General features: G+C 39.3%; 9 protein-coding genes. All 9 read right to left on the reverse strand.

The window, feature by feature from the left end; all coding sequences use genetic code 11:
* Positions 1–242: 242 nt before the first annotated feature.
* The gene (locus LXM54_RS12750) at positions 243–1157 is read right to left on the reverse strand and encodes an ROK family protein (protein WP_233315542.1); all 915 of its coding nucleotides are present in this window, start codon (positions 1155–1157) and stop codon (positions 243–245) included.
* 4 nt (positions 1158–1161) lie between these two features.
* Positions 1162–2547: a glycoside hydrolase family 1 protein gene (locus tag LXM54_RS12755; RefSeq protein WP_233315543.1), complete on the reverse strand. Its 1386-nt coding sequence runs from the start codon at positions 2545–2547 to the stop codon at positions 1162–1164.
* Positions 2548–2567: 20 nt separating this feature from the next.
* Positions 2568–4073 (reverse strand): response regulator transcription factor, encoded by a 1506-nt coding sequence (locus tag LXM54_RS12760; protein WP_233315544.1) that lies wholly within the window; start codon positions 4071–4073, stop codon positions 2568–2570.
* The gene (locus tag LXM54_RS12765; protein ID WP_233315545.1) at positions 4066–5850 is read right to left on the reverse strand and encodes a sensor histidine kinase; all 1785 of its coding nucleotides are present in this window, start codon (positions 5848–5850) and stop codon (positions 4066–4068) included. Before LXM54_RS12765 ends, LXM54_RS12760 begins: the two co-directional genes overlap by 8 nt.
* 96 nt (positions 5851–5946) lie before the next feature.
* Entirely contained in the window at positions 5947–7401 is a 1455-nt protein-coding gene (locus tag LXM54_RS12770; RefSeq protein WP_233315546.1) for an ABC transporter substrate-binding protein, read from the reverse strand.
* A 209-nt stretch (positions 7402–7610) separates the two neighbouring features.
* Positions 7611–9065, reverse strand: coding sequence for an ABC transporter substrate-binding protein (locus LXM54_RS12775; protein ID WP_233315547.1), 1455 nt, complete (start codon positions 9063–9065; stop codon positions 7611–7613).
* 23 nt (positions 9066–9088) lie between these two features.
* The gene (locus LXM54_RS12780) at positions 9089–10078 is read right to left on the reverse strand and encodes a carbohydrate ABC transporter permease (protein ID WP_233315548.1); all 990 of its coding nucleotides are present in this window, start codon (positions 10076–10078) and stop codon (positions 9089–9091) included.
* A gap of 48 nt (positions 10079–10126) precedes the next feature.
* Positions 10127–11056: an ABC transporter permease gene (locus tag LXM54_RS12785; RefSeq protein ID WP_233315549.1), complete on the reverse strand. Its 930-nt coding sequence runs from the start codon at positions 11054–11056 to the stop codon at positions 10127–10129.
* 183 nt (positions 11057–11239) lie between these two features.
* Positions 11240–14350, reverse strand: a complete 3111-nt coding sequence (locus LXM54_RS12790) for an alpha-mannosidase (RefSeq protein WP_233315550.1) — start codon at positions 14348–14350, stop codon at positions 11240–11242.
* Positions 14351–14354: the final 4 nt, after the last annotated feature.

The following is a 14354-nucleotide window of genomic DNA, read 5'->3' on the forward strand; positions in this document are numbered from 1 at the left end:
ATACTTCTCATCCTATTGGTAAAAGCATAGATTCATTGGTTAAAATAAAGAACTGTTTTTGCTGGGAGCAGTAGGCAACATGCCAACCGGAAAAGTCACTACACGCACTATCGTGTTCTAGATTCCCTTTCTCTTCCTTTATTTTTGGTTAACTAATAGGTTCATTATCTAAATATCTCCATAAAAAATAAAACCCACCTATATTCAAGTGCATTTCAGCACTTAATATAGGTGGGCAATTATCAATACTTGGTATTAAGAAAATGAAACAACGCTCCGACTAAATTTGCATCATTTCCAAACTGACAAGCTTCCACTTCTATTTGTAATGTAGAAACATCATTTCGCAGCTGCTGTAATTCACGGTTAATTCCCTCTATTACTTCTGGACGGCTGCTGACTCCGCCGCCAATTAGGATTTTTTCAGGGTCGAGGGCATATTTCAAATTATATATACCGATGGCAAGCCTTTTATAAAATTCAGCAATGCATTCTTTGGCAATCGAATCGCCTTCTTTTGCTAAGCGGAATACAGCTTCTCCATCGAATGTTCCTTCTTCTAGCTGTTTTCTCTTTTTTACTTCCTCTACTAGAGCATTCGTGGAAGCTGCAAGGCTCCATGTGCCTTGTAGTGGCTCTTGTGCTGGTGCTCCCATTATCATGCAGCCGAACTCTCCGCCGTGAAGAGTGGCGCCGCGTAAAATGGTTTGATTGAGGACGATACTGCCGCCTATTCCTGTTCCTATTACAATACAAATATAGTAATCTGTTGCTTTGGCTGCTCCTAACCAGCCTTCTGCCAAGGCTGCACAATTCGCGTCATTTTCTATTACTGTCCGAAGTCCGGTCTTTTCTCTGATGAGTGCTGTCATGTTTACCCCATGTATATAGGGGATAGCGCTCGCTCCGCCAATATAACCTGTTTTTATATCGACCGCCCCTGGTGAGCTTACTGCTATTCCTTGCAACTCAAAGTCAGCAGCATTTTCCTCTGCTACTCTTTGTATGGTCTGCAAGAAACTGTCCAGTCCATCCTTAGGTGTTGCCAGCTTGCCACTTCTTAGTTTTCTGGCAGACTCATCCATTACTGCGTATTTGATAAAGGTGCCGCCAATATCGAATACCATATAGGCTTCCATCAGAATTTCACTCTCCATTCTGTTAAAATCCGTTATTTTCTGCCAGCTGCTTGTACCATCGCCCTGATTTTTTCACAGTACGTTTCAGGCTATTCTTTAAATCTACCTCTACAAATCCGTAGCGGTTCTTATAAGCGTTTGTCCATGACCAGTTATCCATAAATGTCCACATATGGTATCCAAGGCAATTGGCTCCTTCCTGTATACCTTTATGCACCCATTGCAAATGCTCTCTCACAAACTCAATTCGGTAATCGTCCTCAATATATCCTGCGTCATTGCGGAACTTTTCCTCCCCTTCAACCCCCATACCATTTTCTGAGATGAAAAAAGGTATATTATCATAATTATCACGAATATCAATCATAATATCGTAAATTACTTCCTCTGCAATCTCCCAGCCGCGGTGGGGATTGATTTTTCGGCCTGGCATAATATAAGGATCAAATAGATGTTCAGGCATAAACGGAGCATTTTCTGATTCTTGGGTTTCTTTCGCTTTTACGCGGCGAGGCTGATAGTAGTTCACTCCTAAAATATCAATCGGATTATTGCGGATTACCTCCAAATCATCGGCCTCAACAGGCGGAAGCAACTCTCTTGCTTGTAAAATTTCAACCAATTCACGAGGATATACCCCCTTTGTGACTGGGTCGAGAAAACTGCGGTTAAAGAATACATCTGCAATATGAGCTGCTGCCCTATCCTCTTTGTCCTCGCTTCTTGGATAAGAGGGTGTTAAGTTAAGAATAATGCCGATTTTCCCAGCTAACTCTAATTTCCTAAATGCCTCGACGGCTTTTGCATGAGCGACAATGGTATGATGGGCAACGATGGCCGCCCGCTTAAAATCAATTACATTAGGATAATGCAAATCATATAAATAACTAGCCTCGACAGGCACAATTGGTTCATTGAAGGTAAACCAATACTTCACACGATCTCCAAATAACCGAAAACAGGTAGTAGCATAGTTCACATAGGCATCAATCACGTTTCGGTTCTCCCAGCCGCCTATTTCCTGCATGCACATTGGCATATCAAAGTGGTATAAATTAATAAATGGTTCGATATCATTGGCCAGCAGCTCATCAATGACCTGATTGTAGAAATCAACAGCCTTCTCGTTTACTTCCCCGGTTCCATTTGGGATTAACCGTGACCATTGGATAGATGTGCGAAAAGAGTTATGACCCGTTTCTTTCATTAACTGAATATCTTCTTTAAATCGATGATAGAAATCTGATGTATGGGTCGGTCCGACGCCATGATGAAAGCATTCAGGATTTTGGCTATACCAAAAATCCCACATACTTTCCTTTCTGCCATCAATCATAGCTGCTCCTTCTGTTTGCGGACCAGATGCCGCACTTCCCCACCAAAATTTTTCAGGAAAAAGATATTTCAAATTTATCACCGCTTCCTTTTTTAAATTTTCCGCCACTCACTCGGAGTTGTGCCAACCATTTTCTTAAATTGCTTATAAAAATAAGTCGTATCAGAATAACCTACTTTTTTCCCAATATCGCCTGCCCTGTAATGAGTGGCTTTCAATAATTCCTTCGCTTTTTCCAAGCGATAACGATTAAGGTATTCTGAAAAGACAACTCCTACTTCCTTTTGGAATAACTGACCTAAGTAAATAGCATTAACATGAAATTGCTGCCCTAGTGTTTTTAAGGACAAGCCTTGGTCAAAGTGAGCATGAATAAAGGTAAGAACATTTTGGACAATTGGACTTCGCAAATGAACATGATTATGAACAGTCAGAATCAGTTCATAGCAATATTCAGTCAAAATGTCCCTCATCTGCTCAATATCCGAACTATAGACAATCCGTTCCACAACAGCTGTATAAAGACAAAGATCATCTGGACGCACTGAATAATGAATATAAGAGATTAAATCAAATGTATATTTTTTCGCTACTTGCGGCGAGATAAGATTGTCTTTTTCTGTTAAATTCTTAAAAAATAAATCAACTAGAGCTAGCGATTCTTCCTCCGCATTCATAAGCATTTTCACAAGGCAATCTTTGAATTCCTGCTGCTGTTTCTGTTCATCATGCCGATCTAATGCCTGTTTATCTGTAATCAGCACATTAGGTTCTAAATATAACTGCATGGCGCTGCAGTCTCTTGCCATCGTAAAGCTTTCATTTAATTCATCCAGCATTTGAACTGGTTTGCCCATTGCCAAATAAAATAAGCCTATTCTTTTTTGTTCATTGCAGAGGTCAGTCACTAGACGCTGGTTTTGCTTTATTAGTTCCTCTTCACTTGAACCGTCAAATATAATGATGATCTCTTGATTCGGATTATGGAGACATAAGGCAGAGTACTTTGTTTCAATATAATGACGGATGTGATTTACAACTTCAGACTGCTGAAAATGTTCAATATTTAAGATAGAAACATTATAAAACGGCTTATTAAATTCAATGTTATACAATGCTAATCTTTCCAAGCAATCATGCTGGCTAACTTCCCCTGTCAGAAAGCCCCATAATGTATTATCCAGCATGGTAGTTGAGTCTTTTGTCTGGCTGCCAGCAGTTGCAACCTTTAATTTCTGTCCGACAGATTGCAGTGTTTTTAATAATTCCTCTTCATCAACAGGCTTAACTAAATAATTTTCAATCCCTAATAACAACCCTCGTTTTATATAGTCAAACTCCTGATAACCTGTTAAAACAATACTCTTTGTGTCAGACCGAATGCTTTTAACCTCTTGGATTAAATCAAGACCGGACATTTCTCCCATTAAAATATCCGAAATGAGAATATCAATCGGATTCTCTTTTATATAAGAGAGTGCCTCCTCGCCACTTTCTGCTGTATGTACTATCTCAAATCCGTAATCTTCCCAATCCAAAATCGCTGAAAGTCCTTTTGTAATAATCGGTTCGTCATCTGCCAACAGTACTTTAAACATGGTAAATCCCCTGAACTGGAATGGTTAAAATAACGGTTGTTCCTACTGCTGGACTGCTTTTTACCGAGAGCCCGTATTGGTCTCCATATTTTAGCTTTAAACGCTGATGAATATTTCTTAATCCAATTGATTTCATTTCATCGCCCTCTTCACAATTAATATGATGAACAATTTGGGACAGTTTTTCTTCTGACATGCCCTTCCCATTATCGTCAATCCTGATTTCAATTTTTTCGCCAAGTTTAACGCCGCTAATTGTTAAGAGATTGTCAGTTCGATCCTTTTTAAAGCCATGTACAAAGTAATTTTCAATAATCGGCTGAAGGATTAATTTTTGCACAGGTGTTTGCTCTACTTCCTCTGCTAAATGAAACTGAACCTCCAGCTTATCGGGATGTTTAAACTGCATTAATGTTAAATATTGTTTAACATATTCAATCTCGGTATATAATGGGACAATATCTTTCGATTCCAGTGAATAGCGGAACAGTTTTGATAAATGAAAGGTCATCTTACTGGAAGTTTTAGAACCCTCCAACATTGCCACCATTCTGATGGCTTCAAGCGTATTAAATAAAAAGTGCGGATTAATCTGTGCTTGAAGCGCCTTCAATTCTGCCTGCTGCTGCTTTAAGTTAAGTAAATAAAATTGGGCAATATAATTATTTAATTCATCGAGCATGGAATTTATATTAAAGGCAATCTTCGCTAATTCATCCTCTTCATCAGATGCAGGAATCCGTGCAGCCAGGTTTCCCTTTTCCACTTGACGAATGGTCGATACTATTTTGTTAATGCGGCGTGAGTAATTTTGCATAAATGTATAAGACATCAAAATGGCTGCGACTATAAGGAGAATTATGACGACCCACATCGTTCCCCTGACAATCGATAGCTTCTGCCAGCCTTCATTCGTTATGACACTGACAAATGTATAATCACCCTTATTGGCAACTGTATTAATGTAAAATTTTTTTGATTTATAACTTAGCTTCGTTTCATTCGTTTCTTGTTTAAATTGCTGGATTATTGCTGATGGCACACCTTCATTATGAGAATAAATGGTTTTGCCTTCAGCATCCAATAAAAAGAAAGAGGCTGGTGCGCCTTCATCCTTTTGGACCATCTTATCTAAATGTTCAGTCGAGTAAAAGATGGAAATTTCACCTATTTTCTCCAGTGTGACAGGATTATTTATGACCACCTTTTTGGTGATGGTATCCTTTAATCTCCGCCCTTTCGGCAGGCCGGCACTCCTTAAATTTGCTTCAGGTTTGTTCTCCGTTACTTCTGCGTTCTTCATGCTTTCATTCCAGCGAAGATAATTATTGATAAGCAAATATTCTACACTGTGACTATCCAATGAGCGGAGACTGATTGCATTAATATCACTATCTTGACTAAAAAAACCATTAAAATAAGTATCTAGATTGCTAGGAAAATAAGAATGGTCCTCTGTAAAGCGATTAAGGCGATACTCCAAATATTTTCCATATCCGTTATGAAGGGCAAAGGAGATATCATCAATGAGATCTCCTTGAACATAAATATCTCTAATTGCTTTATTTACATCTGAATCCTTGGCAGAAAAATAATCCTCTACCCGTTCTATCGTCCTTGTATTCACATTCACTTCCTTCTGAATGATGATTTCAGAATAATAGTTTGTAATAGTTACAATCAAAATGATAACGGTTACAATTATCGTAATAGAGGACGTTAAAAAAAGCTTATTAAACATCTTTTGCTGAAAGCGGCCTGTTTGTTTTAATTTCATTTTCAATCCCTCAAATATGATAGTTTACCTTTTTTAGTTTAACACAATGGAAAGGATCGAAGATGAGCTAATATACCTTGTAAGTTACTAGTACTCTTATTTTTGAGCGCTTTTCCACTCGTCAAATTGACTTTGAATCTCCTTTAATACCTTATCAACTCCCGCCTCTTTCAATTTCTGATTGAACTTCGGCAAATATTCTTCTGGGTCAACAGAGCCTGTTGCAAGAGCAGGGTAGAATTCTTTCGTAATGTTAGTGATGGCTGCGAGTTCTGAACGAACTGGGTCACTGCTAAATTTAAAGCCTAGTGAAGGTCCCCTTACTGCAGATTCATTAAATTCCTCGAACTTTTCCCATTTATCTTCTGGGTCACCTTTGTATAAATCGAGGATATAGTTGTTGCCTAATGTGTAGGATGGGATATTATAGCCGTCAATACGCGCAGGCAAATCCTCAATCATACCATCATCATTCTTTTTGTAGTGAGTTCCTTCAATCCCTTTATCGATAAGATTGCGAAGATATGGATCTGTGTTAAGGAGTGTCAGAAATTCCATGGCTTTTTGTGGATTTTTTGAGGTAGCGGAAATTGCTTGAATCGATCCAGATATAGAATCATTGACAATCGCAGCCGGTTCGGCAGGAATGGATACTACCTCATATTTAGCTGAACGAGACCATAATAAATCTGCATACGGCTGGTAATAGTTCATGCGCACAAACCAGTTTTCTACTTCCAATGGCCAGTTTTCGCTGCTTGTGGCCGCATCTTCTTTAAGAAATCCTGATTTATAGTACTTATGCATCGTTTTGAATTGTTGCATCGCAGTATCTGTTTCAAAATGGTTAATCACCTTGTCTGTTTCCCCTTCAAATGGAAATGCAAAGGGCATTTCACCATTAAAGACAATGTCAAAGCGTAAAGGTGCCTTAAATGAAGCAATCGGTGTTATTGAAGGCTCATTTTCTTTAATTGTTTTCAGCATTGGCTCGAGATCCTGCAATGTTTTTACCTTTGAAAGATCAAAGTTATATTTGTCCACAAGGCGTTTGTTAAATGTATAAACATTTTGTTTGGCAATCTCTTTATTTGCAGGAATACCATAAAGTTTTCCATCGACCTTATTTCCTTCCAGCAGAACAGGGTTAATCAGCTCTTTAAGTGCTTTCCCTTCCTTTTCTAACAGATCATCTACCGCGATAAATGCACCCTTTTGGGCATTTTGAACATATGGGTTCCCAAAGGTGAAGATAATATCAAATTCTTCGCCTGAATTGATCATCACTTGAGACTTCTGGTCCCAATCTCCCCAGTCAATTTGTGTCATTGTCACGGTCGCGTTAATTTTTTCCTTTGTATATTTGTTCACTTCTGCAAAGACTTTATCCGTATCCTTTTGTGGTGTTCCAAGTGTGTACCATTTGATTTCATAAGGCTTTTCATCCTTACCATCGTTACTTTGTGTGGCACTGTTTTTGCTGCAAGCAGACAATATCGTTCCAAGGACGAGAATAGTTACGAGAATAAGACTTAACTTCGCTTTCTTCATTTTTTTCTCCTCTTCTTTATTGATTACTTTAAACGATCAACAATTGTCAGACCGACATATAAGTTTGGAAAACTTATATAAGACTGTATTACCAATTTCAATCCCTTCGGTATGCAATGTTTACCGTTTTAAGTCTATTCAATGGAAGAGATCGAAAAAAATATAGTTAATGTCAAGCTGGAAGAGAAGATCCAGCTTGACTTGGTTGCTTATTGCTGGGCGCTTTTCCAGTCATCAAATTGTTTTTGAATTTCGGTTAATACCTTATCCACACCAGCCTCTTTCAGCTTTTCATTGAATTTTGGCAAATATTCTTCTGGATCAACAGAACCTGTTGCCAAAGCTGGGTAGAATTCCTGAGAAATATTCGTAATGGCCGCAAGCTCAGAGCGGACAGGATCACTGTTAAACTTAAAGCCAAGTGATGGTGCTTTTACTGCTGAGGCATTAAACTCTTTGAATTTTTCCCATTTATCCTTTGGATCATCTTTATACAAATCTAAAATAAAGTGGTTTCCTAAAGAGTAGGATGGCATATTGTATCCGTCAATACGAGCTGGAAGGTCCTCGATAGTGCCATCATCATTTTTCTTATAATGCGTTCCTTCAATCCCTTTATCGACAAGATTGCGAAGATATGGATCTGTATTAAGCAGTGTTAAAAATTCCATGGCTTTTTCCGGATTTTGTGATGTGGCAGAAATCGCCTGAATGGAACCAGATACAGAATCATTAATAATGGTCGGCTGCTCAGCAGGAACTGACACTACTTCGTACTTAGCAGAGCGAGACCATAATAAATCTGCATACGGCTGGGAACCCCCCATGCGGACAAACCAGTTTTCCACATCCATCGGCCAGCTGTCTTTGCTTGTTGCGGCATCTTCCTTCAGATAGCCTGCTTTATAGTATTCTCGCATCGTTGTGTATTGTTTCATAGCATCCTCTGTGTCAAATGGATTAATGACTTTGTCTGTCTCTCCTTCAAACGGGAAGGCAAACGGCATTTCATTATTGAACACATAGTCGTAGCGTAAAGGTGCTTTAAATGTTGCCATTGGAGTAATTCCAGATTCATTTTCTTTAATTGTTTTTAGCATAGGTTCAAGGTCCTGCAATGTTTTCACTTTTGAAAGGTCAAATTTATATTTATCTGCAAGGCGTTTGTTAAACGTATAAACATCCTGTCTGGCAACCTCTTTGTTTGAAGGGATACCATAAAGTTTTCCGTCCACCTTATTTCCTTCCAGCAGGTCAGGGTTAATAACCTCTTTAAGTGCTTTACCTTCCTTATCTAACAAATCATCTATAGCCAGGAATGCACCTTTTTGGGCATTTTGAACATATGACGTACCATTTGTAAAGATAATATCAATTGCTTCCCCTGAATTAATCATCACTTGAGATTTTTGGTCCCAATCGCCCCAGTCAATCTGTGTCATCTTTACAGTGGCGTTGATTTTTTCCTTTGTATACTTATTAACCTCTTCAAAAACCTTATCTGTATCTTTTTGCGGCGTTCCAATCGTGTACCATTTAATTTCATATGGTTGCCCATCTTTGCCGCCGTTTTCTGATGTGGAGCTGTCTTTGCTGCAGGCAGACAGAAGAGTACCTGCTGCCAAAGCAGCTGCGAGAATAACACTTAGCTTCTTTTTCTTCATACCTTTTCTCCTCTTTCTATTAGTTATTCTTTAACGCCGCCAATTGTCAGTCCGCTAATAAAGTACTTTTGGAAAAACGGATAAGAAACTGCAATCGGCAATGTGGCGATTACTACCATGGCCATTTTGGCTGATTCTTGCGGAATCGTATCGAATAAGCTCTTCTGCAAGATAGCAACATCCATATTCTTTCTCATAAATTCAAGATTTGCTTCTATTTTCATCAGCAATGCTTGAAGCGGCACGAGATTGGGATTATCGATATACAGCAATGCTGCAAACCAGTCGTTCCAATAACCGAGTGTGCTAAACAAGGCAATTGTGGCAATTCCCGGTAAGGAAAGTGGAAAGATAATCTGAAAAAAGATTCGCCATTCACTGGCTCCATCCATTCTTGCTGATTCTAAAATAGATTCAGAAACAGACTTCAGAAAGAAGGTTCTCATTATGATGATGTAAAATGCATTCATCGCTAGAGGCAGGATTAAAGCCCAAATCGAATTCTTCAAATGTAAAAATTGAGTAACAACGATATAAGTCGGCACCAGACCTCCGCTAAACAGCATTGTGAAAAATGCTAAAAAGGTGAAAAATCGACGATATTTAAATTGCGGTCTTGAAATTGCATATGCGTAAAAGGTAATCATAAACACACTGATAACAGTCCCCAAAATGGTGATTAAAATGGTGACACCATAGGAGCGGAATAAAGTCTCCTTCATACTCCATAAATACTTATAAGCATCAATGCTCCATTCCTTTGGGATTAGTTCAAAACCATTCCTGACAATACTTTCTTCATTTGTAAAGGAGATGATAATGACATAGATAAAAGGAAAGATACACGTAAACGCAAGGACCCCAAGCAGTATGCTAATAACAGCATTTGCGGCTGGATGCAAATGTTGGGGATCCCGATACTTTTTTCTGGAGGTTTTCGTCTTCCCCTCTTTAACTTTATCGATTGGGTTTGGAACAGCAGGTGTTGGCTGCGGTTGTTCTAAATTTGGCATACACTTAGCCGCACGGGCGACTTTTCCTCCCTTCGTATTGGAATGGCATTAAAACAATGCACTTTCCTCATCTACTTTTCTCACAACATAGTTTGTGATGATAACTAGGATAAAGCCAACAGCTGATTGATACAGCCCTGCTGCAGTGCTCATGCCGATGTCTCCTAAATTCATTAGTCCGCGGTAAACAAATGTATCAATAACATTTGTTACGCCATACAAAGCACCTGAATCTCTAGGCACTTGATAGAATAAGCCGAAATCGGAGTTAAATATGCGCCCGATATTCATGATGGTTAAGATAATCATCAGTGGCTTAAGCATTGGCAGCGTAACATGCTTAATCTGCTTCCATTTCGAAGCTCCGTCAATCATGGCAGCTTCATAATATGTTCGGTCGATTCCGACAATAGATGCTAAATAAACGATGCTGCCATATCCTACACCCTTCCAAATACTCATAAGGACGAGAATAAACGGCCAATATTTTGATTCGTTATACCAGGAAATAGAGTCAACATGAAACCAGCCAAGAATTAGATTTAACAAACCATGTTCTGTACTTAAAAACGTAAACACAAAGTAGCTGCCAATTACCCATGAAATAAAGTGAGGAAACAAGATAGATGTCTGATAAACCTTTGACAGCTTCTTATTGATTAACTCATTAAGCAAAACAGCTGTTGCGACTGCTGTAACAAGACCTAGTACGATAAAAATTAGATTATAAAGAATCGTGTTTCTTGTGATGACCCACGCGTCATTCGTACTAAACAAATATTTAAAGTTATCAAAGCCAACCCATTCACTGTTTATTACGCTGGCAAAAAAACCATCAGGATCAATCCGGAATTTCTTAAAGGCCAGCACTTGTCCGAACATCGGCAGATAGGAAAATAACAGCAACCAGATTGTTCCAGGTAAAACCATCAGCAGCCAAATTCGATTTTTATAAAGATCCTTTACTACCCTTTTCATTATTCTCCTCCTCTCATTAATGTTAGCGCTTCCATACATCTATCTTATAGTAAAACGCCCCCTATTTATAGTTGACTAATTTAGGATTAAGTGCAAAAATCTTAGAATTATAAAAAATTAGCGGAAATTAGTCAACAAAGCGCAAAAAAGACCGGAAAGTGTTGCTCTCCGGTCATCTTTATTCTACAAAACTCTAAAGGTTTTTATCTCATATGGTTTTATTTCAAACTGAATCGGTGAGGCAGACTCTTCTCCAAGCGGTTCCTCCATCAAATTGGTTTCCACCCATGATGTGCTATCCTTTAAGACAGAAAGATTCACCTTTCCTCTTCGGCCTTCATATTCATGCAAGCGGATAATAATTCCGTTGCCGTCGAAGCTTGGTTTAATCGCGTCTACCCAAACATGGTCTGAGTCAATTTCTAGGAAGGACGCTGCCTTTGTCCATCCTCCTTTAAAAACGGCAACAGGGTCGTTCAAATCCCATGCTTTCTCCACTGTACCAGCTTGGCGCCAATCACCCATATGCGGATAAAGAGAATAAGTAAACGAATGTCTTCCTTGATCTGCTTGCGGGTCAGGATGTGTCGCTGCTTTTAATAAGGAGATTCGCATTGTTTTATCTTTAATATCATAGCCGTATTTGGAATCATTCAGCAAGCTCACCCCGTAATCTGGTTCTGACAAGTCAGCCCACTGGTGGGCAACACCTTCAAACTTAGCCATATCCCAGCTAGTATTCCAATGGGTCGGACGCTTCACATTTCCATATTGAATATCATATGTTGCCTCCGTTGCACGGATTTCGACAGGAAAGGCGCTTTTAAGCAGCTTATGCTTTTCATGCCAATCGACCGTTGTATCGAAATCTATTCTGCGATCATTATGATAAAAGATGATGCGCTGGGAAATTTCCGAATGATGATAGGTCCACTTCGCCAGAATCGTAAATACCAATTCGCCATTTTCCACGACTTCAAATGAGCATAAATTCCGGATTTCTTCCATTTTTTCTTGATAGAAGATATCGATATCCCACGCATCATGAGCAAGCGGCTTATCCTCAAAAATCTGCAGTACGTTCCCGTTTTGCCTGCTGCTGAGCACTTGACGACCTGCTTCCTTGTCAAATATGGACGTCATTTGGCCATATTCGTTCCATTCAACTGTATAATATTTTGTTTCAAGTTTCTGATTTTGATAGAGAAAATTAGATTCTGCCTTTGGAACGGCTGCTGAATGGTCAAAATATAATGATGCTGCACCAAAAGCTGGGAGGGTATCCGCCTCAACAAGCCAGCTATTATTCCGCTTTTGCTGTGGCAAGATATCTCCTTTACTGTTCTTCCAGACACCTTCAGTCATATCATCAAATGAAGGCACAGCAACATTCCTCTTCCCTTTGTAGCCTGTTGCGTTCACTAACACAACAGACTGGTCATCCTTGTTCATATTCTGCTGAAGAATACGAGATTCCAAGCTTTCCACTAACTGAAGTGCTTCCTTATATTCTTCTCTAGCATCCTCATAGACTTCATGAATGGAGGAGCCAGGAATAATATCATGAAATTGATTCCGTAAAATAATCTTCCAGCCTTTTTTCAGCTCCTCGTTTGCAAGCTGCTGTCCAAATTCGGAAAGCCAAGCTGTTAGAAACTCAGCCCGTCTGTATAATAGCTCCAATTTACGATTAGTCTGCTTCATAAACGCTTGGCTTGTATAAGTGCCGCGATGATACTCCAAGTACAGCTCTCCATCCCATTTATGGATATAGCCATCAGCCTCTGAAACATTTTGATGGAGCTTATTAAAGAATTCCCCTGCTGTAGATGTTTTGACGTTCGGCATGCCTGGCAGCGAATCAAAGCGTCGGCGCATTTCAAGCATATGCCGGTTCACACCACCGCCGCCATCTCCATAGCCATAGGAAAGAAGCAAATCTTTAGATAAATCTTTATCACGATAGCCTTTCCATGATCCATTGACTGTTTTAGCCGTAATAAAGCCATTATACGTATAGAACCAAGAGTCAGGAGAATTCCATGGTTCAGGTGTTGTTATAAAATGCGTTAAAATTTCTGATCCATCGATTCCTTTCCAGTAAAATGTATCGTGTGGCATCCGGTTATACTGATTCCAGCTAATCTTTGTTGTCATCATCGTTTTAATACCAGATTTTTTTAAGATTTGCGGCAACGCCCAGCTGTAACCGAACACATCAGGCAGCCATAAATAGTCACAGTCCACTCCAAATTCCTCTTTAAAAAAATGTTTACCATGCAGAATTTGGCGGACAAGTGATTCTCCGCTTGGTATATTACAGTCAGACTCGAGCCACATTGCCCCGCCGGCTTCCCATTTGCCATCTGCAGCTCTTTCCTTAATTTGGGCGTAAATATCAGGATAATCTGTTTTAAGATAATCATAGAGCTGCGGCTGTGTTTGCAGAAATACATAGTCAGGATATTGCTTCATTAAATGTAAGACGGTTGAAAAGGAACGAGCTGCTTTCTCTCTTGTATTTTTTAAACGCCAAAGCCAAGCTACATCAATATGGGTATGCCCGACTGTATGAATTGTAATATCAGATGATTTAGTAACAGCTTGAATGGATTCTGTAAGGTTTACTTCCGCTGCATAACAAGATTCGTAAAATACAGGGCTGCCAGGCTCGGTCCAATTAATCCGCTTTAGAGCGTCCGAAATCAGTCTTTTTAAAATACTGTAGGCAGAATCAGACTCACTGATTTCTGACAATACCTCAAAAGCCGCTAAAAGCGTGTAATACAGATTATCTACCTGCTTATCAAGCCAACCGATTGCCGCCATTTCAAGCTTCAGCTCATTCTGAACAGGAATGCCTCCCCCTTCGAATCCTGACCAAAGTCTGAAATCCAAATGAATCGGCCCTTTGGCTGTTGCTGTATCAAAAAGAACTTCCTCATGGTTAGAATCGACACCTTGATAAGGGTTTCCATTCACAAAAAGTAAGGATTCAAAGCCGGAGTTATTACCTCCTCCTGTCTTGCCGAATGAAAAGAGACCGACAATTTGCTGATTGGTATGATGCAAATGCGTATCAACCTCTGTATGAAGCCAAATATAACGGTCTCTCCCTTTCCAGTAATCACCTATTCTCATTTTATGCTGTTCATCATAGACAGATGGAGGATATGTTCCAATTTCCCCATCATCTTCTTGTATATTAAACTGTGTGATTTCCACAAGATCCCGGTACCGGTAACCTGCCAATTCCTTAATACGCTCTTCAAATTTTCTATCTGTTAAAAACATTATT

Origin of the sequence: Bacillus sp. Au-Bac7 (assembly GCF_021341655.1) — a bacterium.
Taxonomy (GTDB): domain Bacteria; phylum Bacillota; class Bacilli; order Bacillales; family Cytobacillaceae; genus Niallia.

What these genes read in the sequence shown, in the direction of transcription:
- LXM54_RS12785 (WP_233315549.1), bottom strand. Translation starts at nt 11,056, where the DNA reads ATGAAAAGGGTAGTAAAGGATCTTTATAAAAATCGAATTTGGCTGCTG.
- LXM54_RS12760 (WP_233315544.1), bottom strand. Translation starts at nt 4,073, where the DNA reads ATGTTTAAAGTACTGTTGGCAGATGACGAACCGATTATTACAAAAGGA.
- LXM54_RS12770 (WP_233315546.1), bottom strand. Translation starts at nt 7,401, where the DNA reads ATGAAGAAAGCGAAGTTAAGTCTTATTCTCGTAACTATTCTCGTCCTT.
- LXM54_RS12750 (WP_233315542.1), bottom strand. Translation starts at nt 1,157, where the DNA reads ATGGAGAGTGAAATTCTGATGGAAGCCTATATGGTATTCGATATTGGC.
- LXM54_RS12775 (WP_233315547.1), bottom strand. Translation starts at nt 9,065, where the DNA reads ATGAAGAAAAAGAAGCTAAGTGTTATTCTCGCAGCTGCTTTGGCAGCA.
- LXM54_RS12780 (WP_233315548.1), bottom strand. Translation starts at nt 10,078, where the DNA reads ATGCCAAATTTAGAACAACCGCAGCCAACACCTGCTGTTCCAAACCCA.
- LXM54_RS12765 (WP_233315545.1), bottom strand. Translation starts at nt 5,850, where the DNA reads ATGAAATTAAAACAAACAGGCCGCTTTCAGCAAAAGATGTTTAATAAG.
- LXM54_RS12790 (WP_233315550.1), bottom strand. Translation starts at nt 14,350, where the DNA reads ATGTTTTTAACAGATAGAAAATTTGAAGAGCGTATTAAGGAATTGGCA.